The sequence below is a fragment of the Comamonas sp. MYb396 genome, assembly GCF_037479555.1.
Lineage (GTDB): Bacteria > Pseudomonadota > Gammaproteobacteria > Burkholderiales > Burkholderiaceae_C > Comamonas.
Map to the genome: position 1 here is coordinate 240,093 of NZ_JBBGYU010000002.1, position 21,401 is coordinate 261,493.

21 protein-coding genes and 1 riboswitch are annotated in these 21,401 nt (G+C 65.8%); of the genes, 12 read left to right on the forward strand and 9 right to left on the reverse strand.

The window, feature by feature from the left end:
- The first annotated feature begins 14 nt into the window (after positions 1 to 14).
- A complete protein-coding gene (locus WH265_RS05290; RefSeq protein ID WP_339557589.1) occupies positions 15 to 821 on the forward strand; it encodes an alpha/beta fold hydrolase in 807 nt (268 codons plus the stop codon).
- A 15-nt stretch (positions 822 to 836) separates the two neighbouring features.
- On the opposite strand, the gene WH265_RS05295 is transcribed toward WH265_RS05290, so the two are convergent.
- A complete protein-coding gene (locus WH265_RS05295) occupies positions 837 to 1,496 on the reverse strand; it encodes an NAD(P)-dependent oxidoreductase (RefSeq protein ID WP_339557590.1) in 660 nt (219 codons plus the stop codon).
- Between the two features lie 132 nt (positions 1,497 to 1,628).
- Here WH265_RS05295 and WH265_RS05300 point away from each other — a divergent pair, with 132 nt between their 5' ends.
- The 5 genes from WH265_RS05300 (at position 1,629) to WH265_RS05320 (ending at position 7,536) form a co-directional block, all read left to right on the forward strand.
- Entirely contained in the window at positions 1,629 to 2,534 is a 906-nt protein-coding gene (locus tag WH265_RS05300) for a LysR family transcriptional regulator (protein WP_339557591.1), read from the forward strand.
- Positions 2,535 to 2,766: 232 nt separating this feature from the next.
- Entirely contained in the window at positions 2,767 to 3,651 is an 885-nt protein-coding gene (locus tag WH265_RS05305; RefSeq protein WP_339520789.1) for a putative selenate ABC transporter substrate-binding protein, read from the forward strand.
- Between the two features lie 70 nt (positions 3,652 to 3,721).
- Entirely contained in the window at positions 3,722 to 4,570 is an 849-nt protein-coding gene (locus WH265_RS05310) for a phosphonate ABC transporter ATP-binding protein (protein WP_339557592.1), read from the forward strand.
- The gene (gene phnE / locus WH265_RS05315) at positions 4,570 to 6,135 is read left to right on the forward strand and encodes a phosphonate ABC transporter, permease protein PhnE (protein ID WP_339557593.1); all 1,566 of its coding nucleotides are present in this window, start codon (positions 4,570 to 4,572) and stop codon (positions 6,133 to 6,135) included. Before WH265_RS05310 ends, phnE begins: the two co-directional genes overlap by 1 nt.
- Before the next feature lie 12 nt (positions 6,136 to 6,147).
- Complete coding sequence (locus tag WH265_RS05320) at positions 6,148 to 7,536, forward strand: PepSY-associated TM helix domain-containing protein (RefSeq protein WP_339557594.1); 1,389 nt, start codon at positions 6,148 to 6,150, stop codon at positions 7,534 to 7,536.
- A 73-nt stretch (positions 7,537 to 7,609) separates the two neighbouring features.
- Here WH265_RS05320 and WH265_RS05325 read toward each other — a convergent pair whose 3' ends face one another.
- Both WH265_RS05325 and WH265_RS05330 read right to left on the reverse strand, forming a co-directional pair.
- The gene (locus tag WH265_RS05325; protein WP_339557595.1) at positions 7,610 to 8,824 is read right to left on the reverse strand and encodes a sugar transporter; all 1,215 of its coding nucleotides are present in this window, start codon (positions 8,822 to 8,824) and stop codon (positions 7,610 to 7,612) included.
- Positions 8,825 to 8,939: 115 nt separating this feature from the next.
- On the reverse strand, positions 8,940 to 9,461 hold the full coding sequence (locus WH265_RS05330; protein ID WP_339557596.1) for a 6,7-dimethyl-8-ribityllumazine synthase: 522 nt from the start codon (positions 9,459 to 9,461) through the stop codon (positions 8,940 to 8,942).
- A gap of 90 nt (positions 9,462 to 9,551) precedes the next feature.
- A riboswitch (FMN riboswitch) is annotated at positions 9,552 to 9,709 on the reverse strand.
- Positions 9,710 to 9,925: 216 nt separating this feature from the next.
- Here WH265_RS05330 and WH265_RS05335 point away from each other — a divergent pair.
- Complete coding sequence (locus WH265_RS05335; protein WP_339557597.1) at positions 9,926 to 10,459, forward strand: methylated-DNA--[protein]-cysteine S-methyltransferase; 534 nt, start codon at positions 9,926 to 9,928, stop codon at positions 10,457 to 10,459.
- A 64-nt stretch (positions 10,460 to 10,523) separates the two neighbouring features.
- On the opposite strand, the gene WH265_RS05340 is transcribed toward WH265_RS05335, so the two are convergent.
- Positions 10,524 to 11,654 carry a branched-chain amino acid ABC transporter substrate-binding protein gene (locus WH265_RS05340; RefSeq protein WP_339520802.1) on the reverse strand — a complete coding sequence of 377 codons (1,131 nt, stop codon included), beginning with the start codon at positions 11,652 to 11,654 and terminating at the stop codon, positions 10,524 to 10,526.
- 542 nt (positions 11,655 to 12,196) lie between these two features.
- On the opposite strand from WH265_RS05340, the gene WH265_RS05345 reads away from it, so the two are divergent.
- From WH265_RS05345 to WH265_RS05355, 3 genes are read left to right on the forward strand one after another with little or no spacing between them, the layout of a single operon-like run.
- On the forward strand, positions 12,197 to 12,688 hold the full coding sequence (locus tag WH265_RS05345) for a hypothetical protein (protein ID WP_339557598.1): 492 nt from the start codon (positions 12,197 to 12,199) through the stop codon (positions 12,686 to 12,688).
- Between the two features lie 58 nt (positions 12,689 to 12,746).
- On the forward strand, positions 12,747 to 13,199 hold the full coding sequence (locus WH265_RS05350; protein WP_021027774.1) for a hypothetical protein: 453 nt from the start codon (positions 12,747 to 12,749) through the stop codon (positions 13,197 to 13,199).
- A 42-nt stretch (positions 13,200 to 13,241) separates the two neighbouring features.
- The gene (locus WH265_RS05355) at positions 13,242 to 14,009 is read left to right on the forward strand and encodes a DUF4124 domain-containing protein (RefSeq protein WP_339557599.1); all 768 of its coding nucleotides are present in this window, start codon (positions 13,242 to 13,244) and stop codon (positions 14,007 to 14,009) included.
- Between the two features lie 46 nt (positions 14,010 to 14,055).
- Here the strand turns inward: WH265_RS05355 and WH265_RS05360 are convergent, their stop codons facing one another.
- A complete protein-coding gene (locus WH265_RS05360; RefSeq protein WP_445228495.1) occupies positions 14,056 to 15,066 on the reverse strand; it encodes an NAD-dependent epimerase/dehydratase family protein in 1,011 nt (336 codons plus the stop codon).
- Positions 15,067 to 15,261: 195 nt separating this feature from the next.
- Here WH265_RS05360 and WH265_RS05365 point away from each other — a divergent pair, with 195 nt between their 5' ends.
- Entirely contained in the window at positions 15,262 to 16,317 is a 1,056-nt protein-coding gene (locus WH265_RS05365) for a CDP-6-deoxy-delta-3,4-glucoseen reductase (protein WP_339557601.1), read from the forward strand.
- A 218-nt stretch (positions 16,318 to 16,535) separates the two neighbouring features.
- The gene (locus WH265_RS05370) at positions 16,536 to 17,507 is read left to right on the forward strand and encodes a Bug family tripartite tricarboxylate transporter substrate binding protein (protein ID WP_339557602.1); all 972 of its coding nucleotides are present in this window, start codon (positions 16,536 to 16,538) and stop codon (positions 17,505 to 17,507) included.
- A 98-nt stretch (positions 17,508 to 17,605) separates the two neighbouring features.
- Here WH265_RS05370 and folK read toward each other — a convergent pair whose 3' ends face one another.
- Genes folK through hda form a run of 4 tightly spaced genes read right to left on the reverse strand, consistent with a single transcriptional unit; the run spans position 17,606 to position 21,186 of the window.
- Entirely contained in the window at positions 17,606 to 18,157 is a 552-nt protein-coding gene (folK, locus tag WH265_RS05375) for a 2-amino-4-hydroxy-6-hydroxymethyldihydropteridine diphosphokinase (protein WP_339520815.1), read from the reverse strand.
- Positions 18,147 to 19,763: a polynucleotide adenylyltransferase PcnB gene (gene pcnB / locus WH265_RS05380; RefSeq protein ID WP_339520817.1), complete on the reverse strand. Its 1,617-nt coding sequence runs from the start codon at positions 19,761 to 19,763 to the stop codon at positions 18,147 to 18,149. Before pcnB ends, folK begins: the two co-directional genes overlap by 11 nt.
- Positions 19,760 to 20,458 (reverse strand): HAD family hydrolase, encoded by a 699-nt coding sequence (locus WH265_RS05385; protein ID WP_021025546.1) that lies wholly within the window; start codon positions 20,456 to 20,458, stop codon positions 19,760 to 19,762. The genes pcnB and WH265_RS05385 overlap by 4 nt, the downstream gene beginning before the upstream one ends.
- A gap of 32 nt (positions 20,459 to 20,490) precedes the next feature.
- The gene (gene hda, locus WH265_RS05390) at positions 20,491 to 21,186 is read right to left on the reverse strand and encodes a DnaA regulatory inactivator Hda (protein ID WP_021025545.1); all 696 of its coding nucleotides are present in this window, start codon (positions 21,184 to 21,186) and stop codon (positions 20,491 to 20,493) included.
- Between the last annotated feature and the right edge of the window lie 215 nt (positions 21,187 to 21,401).

Genomic DNA, 21,401 nt, shown 5'->3' on the forward strand with positions numbered 1-21,401 from the left:
TCGCCGCCGAGACCATGACTGCCATCTCCGACACCGCCGCCATCGCCCAAGAACACTGGATCGGCCTGCCCCAGCAGGGCCGGCTGTATGCCAAAACCTGGACCCCGCGCACCGCACACAGAGCACCGCTGGTGCTGCTGCATGACTCGCTGGGGTCGGTCGCGCTATGGCGCGATTTTCCGGCGCAACTGGCCCAGGCCACTGGCCGGCAGGTGATCGCCTATGACCGCCTGGGCTTTGGCCAGTCCGATGCGCGCACAGGCACGCTGTCACCGCAGTTTGTCGGCGAAGAGGCGGAGATCTATTTTCCGGTAGTACGCGAACATCTGGGCCTGGACCGCTTTGCCTTGCTGGGCCATAGCGTGGGCGGCGGCATGGGCATCGCCATTGCGGCTCGCGCGGGCCAGGAATGCATGGCGCTGGTCACCATCGCCGCCCAGGCCTTTGTCGAAGACCGCACGCGGGCGGGCATTGTCGAGGCCCGTGCGCTGTTCCAGGACGCTGCGCAACTGGAGCGCCTGGCCAAGTACCACGGCAGCAAGGCGCGCTGGGTGGTGGATGCCTGGACAGAGACCTGGCTCAGCCCCGCGTTTAGCGATTGGAGCGTAGACGCCTGGCTGCCCGGCCTGCAATGCCCCCTGCTCGCCATCCATGGTGAGCTCGATGAATATGGCAGCACCGCGCACCCTGAACGCATTGCCCGCCAGGCGGGGGCTGGTGGCCAGACCGCCATCATCGCCGGCGCCCACCATGTGCCGCATCGCGAAATGGCTGAGCAGGTGCTCGGCCGGGTGCGTGCTTTTCTGGCGCAGGCCGACTAAGTCTGCGTCTCGTTTTTAATAAGCGACCGTGAAACGGGCCTTGCTGTGCAGATGCTGCTCCAGCGCGTCGACCAGGGCCACCGCCAAATCCGCTGCCGAGATATCGCCAGGGCTGCCATCGGCCTGCCACAGCGGCTCATCCTTGCCGGTGCGGTATTGGCCCGTGCGCCCCTGGCTTTGCCCAGCCGATCCGCCATGGAAACCCACGGGTGGGCTCAGCAGGGTCCAGTCCAGGGCTGTCTCTTTTTGCAGCGCGGTATACATGTCGCGGGCCGCGCTGGCGCCAGGCTTGATCGCAGCGGGGAACTCGGGCGAATCCACCAGCTGCTGGCCGTTCACATACAGGCTGCCCGCACCGCCCACCACCAGGTAGCGGGCCACACCGGCTGCGCGGGTGCCGGCCTCGATAGTGCGCGAGCCCTTGAGGAAGTCCTCGTAAATATTCGGGTTGGTCCAGCCCGCGTTGTAGGCCGACAGCACCGCGTCGCTGCCCGTCGCGGCCTTTTGCACCACGGCCGCATCCATCACATCGCCCTGCAGCACCTGCAGGTGCGGGCGGGGCGCCAGCTTGGCGGGGTCGCGCACCAGGGCCACCACGTCGTGGCCGCGTTGCAGCAATTCATCGAGCAATGCGGCGCCTACAAAACCGGTCGATCCAATCAGGGTGACTTTCATCGTATTTCCTTTGCATGAACATCGGCGGGCCGCCTTTGCGCCACGCCATGACCCTACTGTAGGGCTGGGGAGCTGATTTGATAATCCCTCTATTTGAAGCAATTCTTTGAAGCTGTGCTTCATAATCTGCGGATGGATGACCTCAAGCGCATGGCTATTTTTGCCACCGTGGTCGAGCAAGGCTCGATGACGGCTGCTGCACGCCTTTTGGGCATGAGTGCTTCGGCCATCAGCCAGCAGGTGCGGCAGCTGGAAGCCCAGGCGGGCCTGCCGCTGATGCACCGCACGACGCGCAGGCTCAGCCTGTCGGATGCCGGGCAGCGCTTTTATGCGCAGTGCGCAGTGATGCTGCAGGCCGCGCGCCAGGCCCGCGCCGAGCTCGATGCCGAGCGCGACGAACCCGTGGGCGAGCTGCGCATTGCCGCCGTTCTGGGCCTGGCCGCACCGCTGGGCCGGGCGCTGGCTCCGTTGCTGCATGCCCATCCGCAGCTGCGCCTGCAGCTGCTGCTCGACGATTCGCACAGCGACCTGGTCGCAGAGCGGGTGGATATCGCCATTCGCCTGGGCGAGCTGCCCGACTCCCACTGGGTTGCGCGCACGCTGGGCACCCTGCCCTGGTGGATATGCGCCGCCCCTGCGCTGGCGCAAGGCAGGCCTTGGCCGAGCAACCCGCAGGCGCTGCAAGCCTGGCCCTGGATGGCGCGCAATATCGGCACCAACAACAACAGCGCCAGCATGCAGCTGCAGCACCGCCACAGCGGCGAGCGGGTGCTGCTGCACACCACGCCACGCATCATCAGCAACCAGCAGTACGCGCTGCAGCAGCTGTGCAGCGAGGGGCTGGGTCTCGCCCGGCTGTTTTCGCTGGAAGTGGCCGACCAGGTGCGCAGCGGCCAGCTGCTGCGCCTGCTGCCCGACTGGGATTGCGGCAGCCTGCGCATCTCTGCGCTGACCCCTGAGCGCCAGGCGCTGCCCGCACGGGTGCGGCTGGCACTGGCCGCGCTGCAGGCCCACTTTGCGCCGCTGGCGCTGTCCTGACCCCAAGCGCTGCACCAGCGCAGCTTTGGCTGGCGATGGCTGGCACCAGGGAGGGCTTGCATGCCGCTGTGGCCAAAAAAGAACGTGAGGAGCAGCGGTGGTTTTGCCAAATAAGCAAGAATCCGCTTTGGTGGTCGGTGTACTGCCTTGGTCCTTATCGCTGCGTGCAACCCGCGCGGCCTATTAAACCGCCGTGTATCCGGACGGCGGTGGCTTAACGAACGGAAGCTCTATGACCCACTCTACCGCTCGCCGCTCGGCGCTGCGTGGCCTGTCGCTGGCCGCGCTGACCCTCTCCAGCCTGGCAAGTTTCAGCGCCCATGCAGACACCCCTGCGGTGCTGCGCGTATCGGCCATCCCCGACGAGGCGCCGACAGAGCTGCAGCGCAAGTTCAAGCCGCTGGGCGAGTACCTGTCGCAGGCCACGGGCATGCAGGTGGTGTTCACGCCGGTGTCAGACTATGCGGCCGTGGTCGAATCCCTGGCCACCAAGAAGCTGGACCTGGCCTGGCTGGGCGGCTTTACCTATGTGCAGGCAAAGATCCGCACCAACGGTACGGCCATCCCGATCGTGCAGCGCGCCGAAGACGCGGTGTTCACCAGCAAGTTCATCACCGCCGACCCCAGCATCCAGACGCTGGCTGACTTGAAGGGCAAGACCTTTGCGTTTGGCGCGCCCTCGTCCACCTCGGGCAGCCTGATGCCGCGCTACTTTCTGCTGCAAGACGGCCTGAACCCGGAAAAGGATTTCAAGACCGTGGCCTACTCGGGCGCGCATGATGCCACCGTGGCCTTTGTGGCGGCAGGCAAGGCAGAGGCCGGTGTGCTCAACACATCGGTCTGGGACAAGCTGGTCGAGACCAAGAAGGTCGACACCAGCAAGGTGCGCGTGTTTGCTACCACTCCCACCTACTTTGACTACAACTGGACCGTGCGCGGCGACCTGGACCCGGCCATTACCAAGAAGCTGACCGATGCCTTCCTGGCGCTGGACCCGGCCAAGCCCGAGCACAAGGCGATCATGGATTTGCAGCGCGCCTCCAAGTTCATCCCGACCAAGCCCGAGAACTATGCAGGCACCGAGGCGGCCGCCAAGTCCGCCGGTCTGCTCAAGTAAGTGACCGCCTGGCATGGGCGCTGGTGCAGTGCCCATGCCGCCTCTGCGGTGTTTTTCCAGCATTTGATCCATGAGCTTTGTGCTTGACGATGTGGGCCTGACCCACACCAACGGTTTTGTCGCGCTCTCGGGCATCGGCCTGTCTGCCGCGCAGGGCGAGAGCATTGCGCTGATCGGCCCTTCCGGCGCGGGCAAGACCTCGCTCTTGACGGTGATCGGCACGGCCCACCTGCCCAGCAGCGGCCGCATGCAGGTGCTGGGCCAGGCCTTGCCCAGCGCGCCTGCCAGCCCCACGGCGCGCCAGCTCAAGGCGCTGCGCAGCCTCATCGGCACCGTGCACCAGAGCGCACCGATTGCGCTGCGCCAGCGCGTGGTCACCGCCGTGCTCGCTGGCCGCCTGGGCAAGTGGCCACTGTGGAAGGCGCTGGCATCGCTGGCTTACCCGCAAGACATTAACGGCGCCCGCGAGGCGCTGGCCCGTGTGCAGCTGGAGGACAAGCTCTTTGCGCGCTGCGACCAGCTCTCGGGCGGCCAGCTCCAGCGCGTGGGCATTGCCCGGGTGCTCTACCAGCAGGCCCGGCTGATTCTGGCCGATGAGCCGGTCTCGGCGCTCGACCCCGCGCTGTCGCTGGCCACCGTGCAGCTGCTGGTGCAAGAAGCCGCTGCGCGCCAGGCCACCTTGGTGGCCAGCCTGCATGCGGTGGACCTGGCGCTGGGCTGCTTTGCACGCATTGTTGGCATCCGCGATGGCCGGATTGCCTTTGACCTGCCGGCCGCGCAGGTGAGCCAGGCGCAGCTCCAGGCTTTGTACGCCCATGCCGATGGCAGTGCCGCCGCACTGCCGACCTTGGGCAGCATGGCCGGCGCCGCGCCGCAGGTGCTGGCCAGCCCGGCGGCGGACTTGATCACATGCCGCTGATGCCAGCTGCTGCCCCCCACACGCACCGCCGCGATCCAGCAGCGCGTGGGCGCTTTATCGCGCTGCTGCTGGCGTTGCTGGTGCTGTGGCCGATGTTGCAGACCTCGGGCTTCTCGTTGGCGCCGTTTTTTGACAGCAACAACCTCAAAGTGGTCGGTGGTTTTCTGGCCCAGTTTCTGCCGCCCGAGAGCAGTCCGGAGTTTCTGGCCTACCTGGGCCAGGCCAGCCTGGAGACCTTGGCGATTGCCACCGCCGGCATGGCGCTGGCGCTGGTTTTGGCGCTGCCGCTGTCGTACCTGGCGAGCGGCGCTGCAAGAGAGAAAGTCAGCCTCAACCCCATCACCCGGGGTGTGCTGACCATTTTGCGCGGCGTGCCCGAGCTGGTCTGGGCGCTGGTGTTTGTGCGGGTGTTTGGCCTGGGCCCCGCCGCTGGCGTGCTGGCGCTGGGCCTGACCTATGGCGGCATGCTGGCCAAGGTCTATGCCGAGATTCTGGAATCCACCGACCCGGCGCCAGCCCGCGCGCTGCGCGCGAGCGGTGCAGGCCGCTTGCAGGCGCTGCTTTATGGCGCGCTGCCGCAAGCGGCGCGCGAGCTCACCTCGTACACCGTCTACCGCTGGGAATGCGCAATCCGCGCCTCGGTGGTGATGGGCTTTGTCGGCGCAGGCGGCCTGGGCCAGCTGATGGACCAGGCGATGAAGATGCTCAACGGCGGCGAAGTCGCCAGCATCTTGCTGGCCTTTATGCTGCTGGTGGCGCTGGCCGATCTGCTGTCCTGGTGGCTGCGCCGCGCGCTCGATACGCCGCCAGCAGCCCGCGCGCTGCCCTTTGGCTGGCGCAGTGCGGCGCTGCTGCTGCTCGGCGCCGCTGGTCTGTGGGCGAGCTTCGGCTTGCTTAACATCGACTGGTCCGCGCTCTTCAGCCGCGATGCTGTGCAGTCGATGGGCAGCTTTGTGGCCGGCTTTTTCTCGCCCGACCTGAGCGCCGCCTGGCTGCGCAAGGTGGCCCAGGGCGTGTGGGAGACCTTGGCGATCTCCGTCATCGGCAGCCTGCTGGCGGCAATGGCTGGGCTGCTGCTGGCCTTGCCGCGCTGGCGCGCGCCCTGGAACGCGCTGCTCAACCTGCTGCGCTCGGTGCCCGAGCTGGTCTGGGCGACGATTACCGTGCTGGCCGTGGGCCTGGGCCCGTTTGCTGGCGCCTTGGCGCTGGCCTTGCACACGGCCGGTGTGCTGGGCCGGCTCTATGCCGAGGCCTTGCAGAACACACCTGCAGCCCCCGCCCGGGCGCTGCGCCTGGCCGGCAGCAGCCGCCTGCTGGCCTTTTGCTATGGCACGCTGCCAGCGGCTGCGCCGCAGCTGCTGGCCTATACCCTGTACCGCTGGGAGATGAACATCCGCATGGCGGCCATCCTTGGCTTTGTCGGCGCTGGCGGCCTGGGCCAGCTGCTGTATTTTGAACTCTCGCTGTTCCACTACGCGCAGGCCAGCACCGTCATCATCGCCATGCTGCTTTTGAGCATGGCGGTGGACTGGAGCAGTGCTGCGCTGCGCCGCGCAATGCGCTAACCACGATCCTGGATGTCTCCCTCCTCCCGCAAAACCTGGCAGCTGCTGATCCGCAGACTGCATCTGTATATCGGCCTGCTGGTCGCGCCCTTCATCGTGGTCGCTGCTGCCACCGGCCTGCTGTATGCGCTGACGCCCCAGCTGGAAAACCAGCTCTACCGCAGCGCACTGCAGGCCGCGCCGGCACCTGGCGCCCAGGCGCAGCCGCTGTCCGCCCAGGTGCAAGCCGCCTTACAGTCCTTGCCCGCACCCGCTGCCGTGGTCGCTGTGCGGCCAGCGCCCGATGCGCGTAGCAGCACCCGCGTGATGGTGGCCGATGCGGCGCTGGGCCCCTCCGAGTACCGCAGCCTCTTTGTCAATCCCTATACCCTGGCGCTGCAGGGCGACCTGACGGTCTATGGCACCAGCGGCGTGCTGCCGCTGCGCAAGCAGCTCGATCTGCTGCACCGCCAGTTGCTGATGGGCGAATGGGGCCGCACCTACAGCGAGTTGGCGGCATCCTGGCTGTGGGTGGCTGCGCTGGGCGGTGTAGCACTGTGGTGGCTGTCGCGCCCGCAGCGGGCCGGCGCCCAGGTGGCGCATCCTCGCCTCCGCCGCTGGCACCATGGCTTGGGCCTGTGGCTGCTGGTGGGCCTGCTGTTTCTGTCGGCCACGGGCCTGACCTGGTCGCGCTGGGCCGGTGGCCATTTTGGCCAGGCGCTGCAGCAGATGGGCTGGCAAACGCCGCGTTTGAACACCAGCCTTGGGGCAGACAGCAGCAACGCGCATGCCCACCACCACCCAGCCGACCCGCATGCGGACCATGCCGAGCACCAGGCCGCCCCGATGGCTATGGCGGATATGGCGCCCATGCCCCAGGACTTTGACACCGCCCTGGCACTGGCCCGCCAGCACGGCCTGGCATCAGCCAAGCTGGAGATCCGGCCGCCGGCAGCCGCCGGCAAAGCCTGGACGGTGACCGAGATCAACCGCTCCTGGCCGACCGAGGTGGATGCGCTGGCGATTGACCTGGCGCAGGGCCGGGTGCTGGACCACAAGCGCTTTAGCGACTACCCGCTGGCCGCCAAGCTGACGCGCTGGGGCATTGACCTGCACATGGGCAGCTGGGGTGTGCTGAACCAGGCGGTGCTGGTGCTGCTGGGCGCCGGCATTGTCGCAATGGCGGTGACCGGCTGGCTGCAATGGCGCAAGCGCCCGGGCCGCAGCCGCGAGTGGCTGCATGGCCAGCTGACCTTGGTCCACCAATGGCGCCAATTGCCGCGTACGGCAGCGCTGGCCTTGTTGCTGGCTGCCGCGGCCTTGGGCTGGCTGCTGCCGGTGCTGGGCTGCAGCCTGTTGCTGCTGCTGGTGCTCGATGCCTGGATCTACCTGCGCCGACCACCCCAAGCCGCGCAACGCTAGGCCAAAAAAATGCCCGGCACAGAGGCGGTGCCGGGCAGGTGAATGCGCCGACTTGCTGGCGCTGGCTTGCCAGTCAGTGCGGCACAATGCGCGCCTCGGCCCCTGCGGGGGCAAAGCTGCTGCGCCACTTCCAGCCGGCATAGGCACACCACAGCACCCCCAGCACGGCAATACTGCCGCCCACGGGGCCCAGGTAGTGCAGGCCGGCATGCATGCCCACCTGGCTGCCCAGCAAGGCGCCGGCGCCAATGCCGATATTGAAGATGCCCGAGAACAGCGACATGCCGACATCGGTGGCATCCGAGGCCAGGCGCAGCACCTTGGCCTGCAGCGGTAGCACCATGCACAGCATGACGACACCCCACACGGCGCAGACCAGGTAGAGCGCAGGCGGCCAGCGCGTGCTGGGCAGCAAGAGCCACAGGCAGGCCGTCAGCACCGCCATCGCAGAGAGCAAAAAGCCGCGCGGCCAGCGCATGCCAAAGCTGCTGAACAAGATGCTGCCGACAATGCCCATGCCGCCGTACAGTAGCAGCACCCAGGTGGTGACCTGGTTGTTGAGTCCCGCCTCGCGTTGGATCAGTGGCTCGATATAGCTGTAGACGGTGAACTGGGCCGTCACCATCAGGATCAGCAAGGCATAGGTGGCCGACAGCGCCGGGCGCTTGAACAGCACCGGAATGCTGCGCAGCGAACCGGCATTCTCGCTGGGCAGCAGGGGCAGCATGCGCCACAGCACCAGCATGACGGCCAGCGCCAGCACGCCGATGATGCCAAAGGTCGTGCGCCAGCCCAGCGCCTCGCCCACCATGCGGCCCAAAGGCACGCCCAGCACCATCGCCAAGGTGGTGCCGGTGGCCAGCAGGCCCAGTGCCTGCGGGCGCTTGTCCTGCGGCGCAATGCGCACCGCCAAGGATGCGGTGATCGACCAGAACACCGCATGCGCCAGCGCAATGCCCATGCGGCTGATCAGCAAGGTGGCGTAGTTCCAGGCGATGGCCGACAGGCCATGGCTCAGGATGAAGAGCGCAAACACCCCCATCAGCAGCTTGCGCCGCTCGATGTTCTTGGTCATCAGCATGCAGGGCAGCGAGGTGAGCGCAACGATCCAGGCATAGATGGTCAGCATCAGGCCCACCTGCTCGGTGCCCATGCCAAAGCTGCCACCAATGTCGCTGAGCAGGCCCACCGGCACAAACTCGGTGGTGTTGAAAACAAAGGCGCCCATGGCCAGGGCGATCACGCCGAGCCAGGCCTGGCGGCGGGTCAAAGGTGCGGAATCGGTCATTGCAATAAAAAAAGCCGCAACTCCAAAACGGAGAGCGGCTCGCCAGTGTGCCAAAAAACAGTTAGCTGCCCATGATGGCCAGGGAAAACCCTTTAGTTCACGCTGTTGGAGGCGGTCAGGCCGCCAAGGTTTGCGGTTGCAGCTGCTGCAATTGCTGCTCTTCGAGCTTGCGGTGCAGCTGCACGGTGGTGGCGCAGGCGCGGGCCAGCTCGGCGCCCTTCTTCACAAAATGCTGGTAGAAGAACTCATGGTGCTCTTGCGAGTCATGGAAGTCGCGCGGCGTCAGCACGGCTGAGAACACCGGCACGCCGGTGTCCAGCTGCACCCGCATCAGGCCATCGATCACGGCGGTGGTCACAAACTCGTGGCGGTAGATGCCGCCGTTGACCACCAGACCGCAGGCCATCAGACCAGCGTACTGGCCGCTTTGGGCCAGGCGCTTGAGCAGCAGCGGGATCTCGAAGGCGCCGGGCACATCGTAGAGGTCGATCTGGTCGGCGGGCCAGCCTTGCTGGGCCAGCTCGGCAAGCGCGGCATCGCGCGCCTGGTGCACGATGTCCGAATGCCATTGCGCGCTGACAATCGCCAGGCGTGCGGCCTTGATGATGGAGTGGGAAATGCTGGAATGCTGATTCATGGTTTTGCTGTCCTTCAATGACCTGAATCAGGGCGCGCGCAAGCCCATGGCAGCACTGCGCGCACCGGCGCAGGGCAGCTATAAGCTTTGCGCGATTCTCTTTCATCCGGACTGTGACCGTCGGCTCTGGCATCGCACCAGATCTGCTGACCTTGCGCGGCCGTAGGCCTTGCAAGCGCTCGCGGGCTCCTGGCTCCTCAAAGCCAGATACCGCCGGTGGGGAATTGCACCCCGCCCTGAGAATAACGCTGAGCCGCTGCCAGCAAGGCCCTGAAGGGACCCAGCCTGCTGCAGCTCGCCGGCCGATTGTAGAGGGGCGGCGATACAAACACCGTCACCCAGGTTTTTGATGCGCAGGAAACTTGTTATGCGTCTAGTTTTACCGCTTTAGCCTGCCCGCCTGCACCACGGCGCCAGCGCTCTACACTGCGGTACTTACGCGCCCCTCATCCCCCAGCCCCACCATGGCCCCGCTGAACTTCCTGCTCTCCCACATCCCCAGCCCGCAAGGCCCCATCTTGCTGCTCTGCGACGAGCAGCAGCGCCTGCGGGCGCTTGACTGGCAGGGCTATGAGGCGCGCATGGCCCTGCTGATGCGCCGCCAGTACCCGCGCAACGATGTGCAGATGCATAGCAGCGCGGACCGGCCAGCGCCGGTGGCCAATGCCCTGGCCGCGTATTTTGAGGGCGAGCTGCAGGCGCCAGATAGCCTGGAACTGGCGCTGGGCGGCACCGATTTTCAGCGCCAGGTCTGGACGGCCTTGCGCGCCATCCCCGCGGGCAGCACGCGCAGCTATGCCAGCCTGGCCGCGCAGATCGGGCGGCCGGCCGCAGTGCGGGCGCTGGGCATGGCCAATGGCGCCAATCCCATCAGCATCGTGCTGCCCTGCCACCGGGTCATCGGCAGCGATGCCTCGCTCACCGGCTACGCAGGCGGCCTGGCGCGCAAGCAGTGGCTGCTGGCGCATGAAGCGAGGCACAGCAAAAAGCCCGCCTAGGCGGGCTTGGGGGCTTGGGGGCTAGGGATTGGCACCCTTGCAGGTGCCCAGCACCAGCGGCAGCTTACTCGCCGATAGGCGTCTTCTTGCCGTCGATGTAGTGGCTCAGCGTGTACAGAGGCACCTTCAGCTCGCCGTTTTCCTGGAAGGCAATCTTCGCGGTCACGCCGCTGTACTCGGACTTGCGCAGCTCAGGCAGGTACTTCTTGGGATCGGTGGAATCGGCACGCTTCATCGCGTCGACGATCAGCATGGTCGCGTCATAGAAGTAAGGGCTGTAGACCTGGAACACGCCAGGGTTCTTGGCGTCGTAGCGCTTCTTCCATTCGGTGCCGCCAGGCATCTTGGCCAGCGATGCACCGCCGTCGGCGCAGACCACATTGCCCAAGGTCTTGGTGCCGGTGGCCAGCTTGGCCAGCTCGGCCGTGCAGATGCCATCGCCGCCGAAGAACTTCACATTGGTCATGCCCAGCTGCACCATCTGGCGCAGCATGGGGCCGGCTTGCGCATCCATGCCGCCGTAGAAGATCGCATCGGGCTTCTTGGCCTTGATGGAGGTCAGGATGGCCATGAAGTCGGTGGCCTTGTCGTTGGTGAACTCGGAGGCCACGATGTTCACGCCCTTGGCGCCCGCGTCCTTCTTGAACACATTGGCCAGACCTTGGCCGTAGGCGGTGCGGTCGTCGATCACGGCCACGTTCTTGAGCTTCAGCGTATCGGCCGCATAGCCCGCCAGCGCAGCGCCCAGCGCGTTGTCGTTGGCGATGATGCGGAAGACGCCGGGGTAGCCAGGGCGAGTCAGCTCAGGGTTGGTGGCCGCACCGGTGATGAAGGGCACACCGCAGTCGTTGAAGATCTTGGACGAGGGAATGGCCACGCCCGAGTTCAGGATACCGGCGACCGCAGCCACCTTGTCATCGCAGAGCTTTTGCGCAGCGGCCGTGCCTTGCTTGGGGTCCGCCGCATCGTCTTCGGCCACCACTTCGAACTTGATCTTCTTGCCACCGATGGTCACACCCTGGGTGTTGAGGTCTTCCACCGCAAAGCGCACGCCCGTGACGTTGTCCTTGCCATAGTGCGCCTGAGGACCGGACAGCGGGCTCATCGTACCGATCTTCACCACCTCTTGCGCGCTTGCAGCCACGGCCATACCGGCCACCACCATGGCCACTGCAGCCTTGATACTTTTATCCATTGCGTCGTACTCCATCAAAAGCGTCTGTTAAGCGCCACCGGTACCGGCATGTGCCGCCCCGCCCACTTGTAATGGGGGAAGCACATCCGGTACATCATCGAACTCGATAGCGTGAGTGAGATTTTTTATCTAGCTCGGCCTACGACGGTATTAGGACAAGTCCTGTAAAAATAGCGACACAGTGGGTTTGAAATCGCATATAAGCGCCAGCATGCAACGCATTCCTGCAATTGCTGCATTGCATCAAATGAAGCGCCGATAACTGCCATGGACCGAATTTTTCGGTACCGAAACCGATAAAGAGGGGCTGGGTATCCCAAGGACTGTCTTTTGCATGCCACGCCACCGGCTCTGTAAAGATTGGAAAAACAAAGCATGACTGTGATGTCGCCGTCAACCCCCAAGGCCGCAAAAACGTCTTTACATACATGGGCCCATGTCTGCGGTTTTGAGGGTGTAACGGTTAGCATTGGGAATCGCGATTGCTGGACCTGTGGCGCCAAAGCCCGTCCAAGCCACCACACAACCAGAAAGGCTCGAATATGAACCATCGTCACTTGCTCAGCATTGCTGCCATCGCGCTCGGCGCGCTGGCCACCACGGGCTGCGTTGCCACCGGCAGCGACGGCTACTACAGCGATGCAGGCTTTGGCAGTTATGGCGGCGGTTATGGCTATGGTTACCAGCAGCCCTCGCAAACCATTTATGTGCAGGACCGCTACAACGACGACCGCTACTACCGCGACCGTGAACGTGACCGCGACCGTGCGGCCCGCGAACGTGAAGCGCGTGAACGCGAGCGCGACCGGGACCGTGACCGCCAGGCCCGTGAGCGCGACCGCGACCAGCGGGCCCGTGACGAAGACCGCCGCCGCGCGCTGGAGCGCCAGGCACAAGACCGTGAACGCCAAAACCGCGAGCGAGACCGCAACCGCTTTGGCGAGAGCCGCCACCAGCAGGAATGCGCTGCGGCGGCACGCCAGAATGCAGCGGGCAGCGACAATGTGCTGACCCCCAGCCGCCCCTGCCGCTGATACCGCTGACCGGCCCGTGTGCTGAGCGCAGGGGCCCATCCAACAAGGAGTTTTCACCATGCGTACCATTCGTCTCGGCACGATGGCCATCGCCGCGGCCAGCGCCCTGCTCTTGGGCGGCTGCGTGGTCGCACCCGCAGACGGCGTGTACTACGGCGATGCCTATTCGACCTATTCCACCCCCACCTACGGCTATGGGGGTTACGGCTATGGCTACAACAGCTATCCCTACTACGGCAGCAGCTCTTTGGTGATCCAGAGCTCGCCAACCTATGTGTATGGCGGTGGCCGGCCTTATTACCGCCCGGGTGGCGGCTACTACCGCCCCGGCGGTGGCTATGACCGCCCAGGTCACGGCGGCAGCAGCCGCCCACCACCATCGCGCCCGCAGCAGCTCGCACCCGGCACCGGCTCGAACTTTGGCCGGCCCTACAACTCGGGCCCCCGCCCAGCGGCCCCTGCCTCGCGCCCCAATGGCGGCCGCTTTGGCGGACAGTTCCAGCAGCGCTAAAGCCTAGATCACGCCACCCCAGCAGTCCCAACCATGCGCGCCATGCCACGCTCCCAACGGCCCAGCCTTCGCTATGCTGCGTGGCTGGCTTTGTGCTGCGCTTGCGCCCTGTCGGCGCCCATGGCGCAGGCCCAGGTCACCCGCTGCGTGGACCCGGGCAGCGGCAAGGTGACCTATACCGATGGCGCCTGCGCCAACGGCGCGCGTGCGACCGAGATCGAGCGGCGCAAAACCGACGAGGAACTGGCCCAGGACCGCGCCCGCGAGCAGGAGGCGCTGCAGGCCAAGGCCGAGCGGCGCGAGCAGGAGCTGGCCCAGCGCAGGCTGCAGGCCGATGAACGTGCCGAGGATTTGGCGCAACGGGCTGCCAACCGCCCCTCGCGCAGCAACCCCGCCCAGTCCGCCGCCTGCCAGCAATCGCGGGAGCGCTACAGCGCTGCCTCCGACGCAGCAGCTGACAAGGCCATGGGCAGCAGTGCGCAGCTTGATGCGGCCAAGCGCCAGATGGAGCTTGACTGCCTGGGCCCCGAGGCCTACAGCCGGCTTGAAGCGAGCCGCCCCGCGCCCAGCGCCGTGCTGCCCGCCGATCCCTACTGGGACCGCTACCCCTATGGCCGCCCGCCGCCCCGCCCTCCGGTGGTGACGCCTCCAGCCCCGGCACCCAGCATCACCCGCTGCGATGTGTTCAAGTGCGTGGATGCCCAGGGCTACTCACACCCCCGGGGCCAGATTGGCGAGACCGTGCGGCCACCCAGTCCCGGCGCCAACCCGCGCAGCTGCCGCAGCCAAGGCGGCACGGCGCCCTGCTAGCTGCCCTCTGGGAGCGGCTGCAAAAGCGCCCGCATTCTGCCTGTGTTCAGGCGTCTGGGCCTTGAGCTGCGCCAGGCCCCACCAGATACACCGCCGCCTGCAGGCCGTGGTGCACGGTCTGGTAGCGCAGCACCACACCCAACTCATGCCGCATGCGGCTATTGCTCAGGCGCCGCGACTCGCGCATAAAGCTCAACAAGGTGGGGCTCAGCTGCTGCTCGGCCTCGGCCAGGCTGATGCGCGCGGGATGCGGCAGGCGCCACAGATCAGCAGCCAGGTCAAAATAATCGCCCATCGGCATCGCTGAGTCATCGGCCACATTGGTGATGCGCTGGGGCCGGCCCCGCCACAGCGCCCGCTCCACGGCACGCGCCAGGTCATCGGCGTGGATATGGCTGGTGTAGACATCGTCCTCGCGGCGCAGCAGCGGCGTGCCGCGCCGCAGCCGCCCCAGCGGGGTGCCGCCCTCGCGGTCGCCGGCATAGATGCCGGGAATGCGCAGCACATGCACCGCAGCGCCACTGGCCCCAAAGCGCAACGCCCATGCACGCAGCTGGCGCTCGGCATCGACCCGGCGCAGCGCCCGGGCGGTGCTGGCGCGCAGCGGATGGGTCTCTGTCACCCAGGCCCCGTCCCAGTTGCCATAGACACCACTGGTGGAGCCGTAGACCAGCTGCGGCACCAAGCCCGCGCGGCCCACCAGCGCTTGCAGCAGGTGGCGTGTGCGCAGATCGCGCGAAGCTAACGCGGGTGGCGTTCCCGCAGCGGGCTGCGCAGGTGGTGCCAGGTGCACCACGCGCTGGGCCAGGCCCGCCAGCCGGCGCAGGCTGCGCGGGTCATCGAGGTTGCCCAGCAAAGGGGTTGCACCCAGGGCGCGAAGACTCTCAAAGCGCTGCGGCGATGAGCTGAGCGCCCGCACCAGCGGGCCGCGCGCCGCCCGTGCATCCTGGCCCGGGCGCTGCCACAGCCGCAGCAGCCGCTGGCCGACATCGCCACAACCCACGATCAACACCCGCTGGCGCCGAAAACGCGCCGGCAAGGCCTGGCCTGCTGCGATGGCGCAGCGCTGTCGGGGCCCGCTTCGCGGGCTTTGGTTTAAAGGCACAATAAGCTTTCGTGGTTCAAATGGGCGGGGGCGCACACTGCAGTCTAGCGTCTCAAGCAGCTTGCAAACGGCTGCCCACCCCCCACTTATGCAAGCCCAGGCGCCGATGAGCGCCATTGTTTTGTGTCGATAAGGAATTTTGGTGCAATGAGTTCTTCGTCCAGCGCGTTTCACATCTCGGTCCTGCCCAGCGGACGCGCCTTTGCCACCCAGGCCTCGGAGGCCATCCTCACGGCTGCGATCCGCAGCGGCGTGGGCCTGCCCTATGGCTGCAAGGATGGCGCCTGCAGCTCCTGCAAATGCAAGAAGCTCAGTGGCACGGTCGTGCATGGTCCGCACAGCGAACGCGCGCTGAGCCCCCAGGAAGAGGCCGACGGCATGATCCTGCCCTGCTGCGCCGTGCCCACCAGTGATGTGGTGATCGAGTCGCGCCATGTCACCGATGAAAGCGCCTTTCCGATCAAGAAAATGCCGGTGCGCGTGCAGACCATCGAGCGCCTCTCGCCCGATGTGGTCAAGCTGCGCCTGCAGCTGCCGGCCGCGGACAGCTTTCGCTACCACGCGGGCCAGTACATCGAGTTTTTGCTCGCAGGCGGCGCGCGCCGCGCCTATTCGATGGCCGTCGCGCCGCACCACCAGGAGACCGCACCCGGCTTGGAGTTGCATATCCGCCACACGCCAGGCGGTCTTTTTACCGACCACGTGTTTGGCGCGATGAAGGAGCGCGAGATCCTGCGCATCGAAGGCCCGTTTGGCAGCTTCTACCTGCACGAGGGCGACAAGCCCATGGTCTTTCTGGCCTCGGGCACCGGCTTTGCGCCGATCAAGGCCCTTGTCGAACATCTGCAACACCACGATATTCAGCGCCCGGTGGTGGTGTACTGGGGCGGCCGGCGCCCGCAAGACCTGTACATGCACGACTGGATGCTCGCGCGCAGCGCCGAGATGCCCCAGCTGCGCTATGTGCCGGTGGTCTCCAACGCCCTGGCTGAAGACGGCTGGCAAGGCCGCAGCGGCTTTGTGCACCAGGCGGTGCTCGATGATTTTGCCGATCTGTCGGGCCACGAGGTCTATGCCTGCGGTGCGCCGATTGTGGTCGATTCGGCCCGTGCCAGCTTTACCAGCCAGCGCGGTCTGCCCGAAGACGCTTTCTTTGCCGATGCCTTTGTGACCGAAGCGGACAAGCACAACCAGATCGTCTGAACGGCTTGCGCCCCCCCTGCCCCTGCGTCACAGCAACTACACGGCGCAGCCGCTACACTAGAAAGTTTAGAGCCGCTCACACCGCCTTGGTGCCTGAAGGCCCAGCCTCCAACGCAAACCTTCGGTTGGCGGGGGCGTGTTGGCAGCTCTCAGGGGGTAGTACCTGCACACCGCAGGCGCTGCGTCGTTATTCACTCTCCTCAAGAAGACACACAAGCATGCAACGCAGAAATATCCTGTTATCCACCGTTCTGGCCGTCTCCGCCTTCGCAGCACCGGCCGCATTTGCCGCCGATCCGGTGATCCGCCTGGTGGTGCCCTATGCACCCGGTGGCCCACTGGATGTCACCTCGCGCATTCTGGCCGAACGTGTCCGCGACCAGCTGGGCACCGTGGTGATCGACAACAAGGCAGGCGCTGGCGGCAACATCGGTGCCGACATCGTGGCCAAGGCAGCGCCAGACGGCCTGACCATCGGCCTGTCGGCCACGGCCACGCACGCGGTCAATCCCTGGCTCTACACCAAGATGCCTTTCAACGCCGCGACGGACTTCAGCGCCATCACCCAGATGGTGCGTGTGCCCAACGTGCTGGTGATGAACACCGAGCGCGCCAAGTCGCTGCACATCAGCAATGTGCAGGACCTGATCGCCTACGCCAAGAAGAACCCGGGCAAGCTCAATTTCGGCAGCGGCGGCAATGGCAGCTCCGGCCACCTGGCCGGCGAGATGATGAAGCGCCAGGCCGGCATTTTTGCCGTGCACGTGCCCTACCGCGGTGCCAACCCGGCCCAGCTCGCGCTGCTGTCGGGCGAGGTGGATTTCAACATCGACAACCTGGCAGCCGCCTCGGCCAACATCCACAGCGGCAAGCTCACGGCGCTGGCCGTGACCAGCCTGCACGCCAGCCCCATGCTGCCTGGCGTGCCCCCGCTGGCCGACACGCTCAAGGGTTTCGAGATCGACACCTGGTGGGGCCTGGTGGCACCGGCCAACACACCGCCTGATGTGATCAACCGCCTCAACAAGGCCTTCACCGATGCGCTGAAGGACCCCAGCACCAAGACCCGCTTTGCCAGCCTGATGGCCGAGCCCGTGCCGACCACGCCGGCCGAGTTTGACAAGTTCATGGCCTCCGAGCGCAACAAGTACGAATCGGTGGTCAAGCTCTCTGGCGCCAAGGTTGACTAAGCGCCGCGCGGCGCATCCCTAGCGCCCAGCAAAAAGCCCCGCCAGCGAAGCTGCTGCGGGGCTTTGTTCTTGTGGGGTGGACTCTCTTTCCCGCTCGCTCAGCGCCACCATTCCGGCCCCTGGCTGCGCTGCACGCCCTGCGCCAAAAGCGGCTGCAGCTGCGCATCGCTGACCCAGGCTGGCTGCAGCTCTTGCAGCGGCGCCAGCACAAAGGCCCGTTGCCACATGCGCGGATGGGGCAGCTGCAGATCGGGCATCGCGATCAAGGTGTCCATATCCGCATACAGCAGCACATCCAGGTCCAGGGTACGCGGGGCATTGCGGTAGGGGCGCTCGCGGCCAGCGGCCAGCTCCAGCTGCTGGAGCAGCAGCAAAAGCTGGTGCGCTGAAAGCGCTGTGCGCAGCTCTGCGACCGCGTTCAGGTAATCAGGCCCGCTGGAATCCACCGGCCGGCTGGCATAGAGCGATGAGACCGCCTGCACCGCCACGCCCGCGCTGCGGGCCAACTGCTGCAAGGCCTGCGCCATCGCAGCACCCCGGTCGCCCAGGTTCGCGCCCAGGCCGATCCAGGCGCCGAGCGCCTGCCCGGCAGGTGGCGCGGCATCACCGCTCGCCAGGCGCTCGGCCTGGCCCGGCATGTCAGTCACCATGGCCGGCGGCATCGGCGCCGCTACCGCCAGCTGCAGCAGCGCCGGCATCCGCGCCACCGGGTTTGCGGCGGCGGCGGCGGCGCTTCTTGGCTGGCGCATCTGCATGGGCTTCGCTGTCGCCGTCCATGGCCTGCTGGGCCACCTGGTCCAGGCTGGAGTCCTCTTGCGCCTCATGGGCCGCAGCGGGCTTTCGCGGTGCACGCTTGGGCTTGGGCGCGCCAGCCTTGGGCTTGGCGCGCTGCTCTTCGCGCACCTGGGCGATCAGGTCTTCGCGGCGGGCCTCATCGGCCTGCTGGAACTCCTGCCACCAGTTGGCCAGCGCTTCGTCCACCTCGCCCACATCGGCGCGCAAACGCAGAAAGTCAAAACCGGCACGGAAGCGCGCCTGCGCGATCATGCCAAACGGCGTGCTGCCGGTGCGCTTTTCAAAGCGCGGTTGCATCACCCAGATCTCGCGCATGTCAGCGGCGAGCTTGCCCCGGCCGGAGACATCGCCAATGCGGTGGTTGAAGACATCGTCGATCGCATCCTGCAGCGCCGGGTGCGGGTGCTCACCCTTGAGCATGCGCTTGTCCCAGCCGGCCTTGACGTCCTGCCACAGCACGCAGGCGAGCAAGAAGCTCGGCGCCACGCTCTTGCCTTCGGCCACGCGGCGGTCGGTGTCCATCAGCGCGGCCTGCACAAAAGGCAGGTCGGCACGGTCCACCACCACATCCAGCAGCGGGTAAATGCCCTTGGCCAGGCCCAGCAGGCGCAGCTGCTCGATCGAGGCCAGCGAATGGCCTGTCTGCAAGAGCTTGAGCATCTCGTCAAACATGCGGCTTTGCGGCACTTCCTGCAGCAGCTGGGCACATTCGACGAGCGGCTTGGCGGTCTTGGGGTCGAGCGTGAAGCCCTTCTTGCTGAGCTTGGCGGCAAAGCGCACCGCACGGATGATGCGCACCGGGTCTTCGCGGTAGCGCGTGGCCGGGTCGCCAATCATCCGCAGCACATGCTTTTGCGAGTCGCGGATGCCCTTGTGGTAGTCCACCACGATCTGCGTCTGCGGGTCGTAGTACATCGCGTTGACGGTGAAGTCGCGGCGCGCTGCATCCTCGTTCTGGGGGCCCCAGACGTTGTCGCGCAGCACGCGGCCGCTTTCGTCAACGGCCAGCTTCATGCCGGCCAGCGCCGCCTTGCTGGTTTTCTCATTGCCCTGCACCTGCTCGGCCTTGGAGCTGTCCAAAAAGGCGCGAAAGGTGGTCACTTCGATGACCTCGTTCTCGCGGCCACGGCCATAGACCACGTGCACGATGCGAAAACGCCGGCCGATGATGAAGGCGCGGCGGAACAGGCTCTTGACCTGCTCGGGCGTGGCATTGGTGGCCACGTCAAAATCCTTGGGGCGCAGGCCCAGCAGCAGGTCGCGCACCGCGCCGCCGACGATATAGGCCTCGAAGCCCGCTTCCTTCAAGGTGCTGCAGACATCCAGCGCCCGGCGGTCCACCAGCTTGGGGTCGATGTTGTGCACATCAACGCCCACTTCCTCGCGCTTGCCAAAGGGGTTCTTGGTCTTGCTGGCGGCCGTCGCCTTGCCCAGCAATTTATCGATGATGGTCTTGATCATGCGTGTGGCTCCAGCAGGTCCAGGATGCGCCAGCCGCGTTCGGTGGCGAGTTGGCGCAGGCGCGCGTCGGGGTTGGTGGCCACGGCAGTATCCACCTTTTCCAATAGCGGCACGTCGTTCATCGAGTCGCTGTAGAAGATGCTGTCCACGCTGTCCCAGCTCAGGCCGCGCTCGGCCATCCAGGCTTCCATGCGGGTGACCTTGCCGGCGCGCATTGTCGGCACACCGTCGATCTCGCCGGTGATCCAGCCAGAAGCGTCGCGCGCCAGGTTGACGGCCAGCAGGTGATCCACACCCAAGGCCTTGGCAATCGGGCGGGTCACGAATTCATTGGTGGCGGTGACGATCACGATGGTGTCACCCGCATTGCGGTGCTGCTGCAGCAGCGCCCGCGCCGCCGGCTGGATATGCGGCGTGATCACTTCCTGCATGAAGGCGCGGTGCGCCTCATCGGCGGCCTCGGGGCCGAGCTTGCGAATGGCCTCGGTGGCAAAACGCACATAGGCATGGATATCGAGCGTGCCTTTTTGGTAATCGGCAAAAAAGGCCGCATTGCGGCTGCCAAACTCCTGCTTGTCGCACCAGCCCTTGCGCAAGGTGAACTCCCCCCATTCGTAATCCGAATCGAGCGGCAGCAAAGTGTGGTCCAGGTCAAAAAGCGCAAGCCTTGTGCTTGTGCCAGCAGAGTTATTCATTCAAAAAATCTCGGTTGTAGCTGCAAGACCATTTACTCCGTCTCCAGCATGTCCTTGAGCAAGGGGATCGTCAGGCCCCGTTTGTTGCGCAAGGCAAAATTGTCCAGGTGGTCCAACAGTTGCATCAGGCTGCCCAAATCGCGTGAGAAGCGTTTGAGCATGTAATCCATCACATCGTCGGTCAATACCAGGCCACGTCGTTTGGCTTCATCCTTGAGCACATCCCTGCGCTGCGCTTCACTGAGCAGGTGCAGCTGGTAGATCTCGCCCCAGCCCAGCCGGGTGCGCAAGTCGTCACGCAGTTTCAGGTCGGACGGCGGCACATCGCCAGCGGCCAGCACCCAACGCCGCGCACCGGTGGCCGGGCTGGTGGCGTTGACGAACCAGTTGAAGGCCGCTGCCTGCTGCACCGGGTTGTAGAACTGCACCTCGTCGAGAATCACGGCCGACCAGCGCTCGTTGAAGGCGCTGGGAAAGCGGGTGCTCGCATCGAGCCAGCCTACCGGCGCGCCCTGCTCACGCAAGGCTTCGGCCACTGCACGCAACACATAGGTCTTGCCGCAGCCCATCTCGCCCCAAAGGTAAGTGGGCACGGTCGAGCGCGGCGCGTCCCAGGCTTCATTGACCTGGGCATGCAGATGCGCAAGCGCTGCCTGGTTGGAGCCCGCAAAAAACCGGTTCAGGCTTGGCGCTGGCGCCAAGCCCAGATCCAAAGCCATTTGCTTCATGCGCCAACTCCTATCCGCGCCCGAGCCCGCCGTGCAATACGCACTGCGTTGTGGGTCATCAGATAAAAGGAAATCTCACGCATGGCTGCGTTCAATACAAGAAAGCGTTCAGTCTGGTTGGCGCGATGCGCGCCAACTTGGGGCGCCCCTGCTCGGTCATGCAGTGGCCAGGGCCCTGCATGCAAACCCATTGATTTTAGTCGGTAGTCACGCTG

Bases quoted from the DNA above. Each gene is read 5' to 3' on its own strand.
- WH265_RS05385 (WP_021025546.1), bottom strand. From the start codon at position 20,458: ATGAATAACTCTGCTGGCACAAGCACAAGGCTTGCGCTTTTTGACCTG.
- WH265_RS05290 (WP_339557589.1), top strand. From the start codon at position 15: ATGACTGCCATCTCCGACACCGCCGCCATCGCCCAAGAACACTGGATC.
- WH265_RS05370 (WP_339557602.1), top strand. From the start codon at position 16,536: ATGCAACGCAGAAATATCCTGTTATCCACCGTTCTGGCCGTCTCCGCC.
- WH265_RS05320 (WP_339557594.1), top strand. From the start codon at position 6,148: ATGTCTCCCTCCTCCCGCAAAACCTGGCAGCTGCTGATCCGCAGACTG.
- WH265_RS05325 (WP_339557595.1), bottom strand. From the start codon at position 8,824: ATGACCGATTCCGCACCTTTGACCCGCCGCCAGGCCTGGCTCGGCGTG.
- hda (WP_021025545.1), bottom strand. From the start codon at position 21,186: ATGAAGCAAATGGCTTTGGATCTGGGCTTGGCGCCAGCGCCAAGCCTG.
- WH265_RS05340 (WP_339520802.1), bottom strand. From the start codon at position 11,654: ATGGATAAAAGTATCAAGGCTGCAGTGGCCATGGTGGTGGCCGGTATG.
- WH265_RS05330 (WP_339557596.1), bottom strand. From the start codon at position 9,461: ATGAATCAGCATTCCAGCATTTCCCACTCCATCATCAAGGCCGCACGC.
- WH265_RS05300 (WP_339557591.1), top strand. From the start codon at position 1,629: ATGGATGACCTCAAGCGCATGGCTATTTTTGCCACCGTGGTCGAGCAA.
- WH265_RS05335 (WP_339557597.1), top strand. From the start codon at position 9,926: ATGGCCCCGCTGAACTTCCTGCTCTCCCACATCCCCAGCCCGCAAGGC.
- WH265_RS05310 (WP_339557592.1), top strand. From the start codon at position 3,722: ATGAGCTTTGTGCTTGACGATGTGGGCCTGACCCACACCAACGGTTTT.
- pcnB (WP_339520817.1), bottom strand. From the start codon at position 19,763: ATGATCAAGACCATCATCGATAAATTGCTGGGCAAGGCGACGGCCGCC.
- WH265_RS05350 (WP_021027774.1), top strand. From the start codon at position 12,747: ATGCGTACCATTCGTCTCGGCACGATGGCCATCGCCGCGGCCAGCGCC.
- WH265_RS05305 (WP_339520789.1), top strand. From the start codon at position 2,767: ATGACCCACTCTACCGCTCGCCGCTCGGCGCTGCGTGGCCTGTCGCTG.
- WH265_RS05295 (WP_339557590.1), bottom strand. From the start codon at position 1,496: ATGAAAGTCACCCTGATTGGATCGACCGGTTTTGTAGGCGCCGCATTG.
- WH265_RS05345 (WP_339557598.1), top strand. From the start codon at position 12,197: ATGAACCATCGTCACTTGCTCAGCATTGCTGCCATCGCGCTCGGCGCG.
- folK (WP_339520815.1), bottom strand. From the start codon at position 18,157: ATGGTGACTGACATGCCGGGCCAGGCCGAGCGCCTGGCGAGCGGTGAT.
- phnE (WP_339557593.1), top strand. From the start codon at position 4,570: ATGCCAGCTGCTGCCCCCCACACGCACCGCCGCGATCCAGCAGCGCGT.
- WH265_RS05355 (WP_339557599.1), top strand. From the start codon at position 13,242: ATGCCACGCTCCCAACGGCCCAGCCTTCGCTATGCTGCGTGGCTGGCT.
- WH265_RS05365 (WP_339557601.1), top strand. From the start codon at position 15,262: ATGAGTTCTTCGTCCAGCGCGTTTCACATCTCGGTCCTGCCCAGCGGA.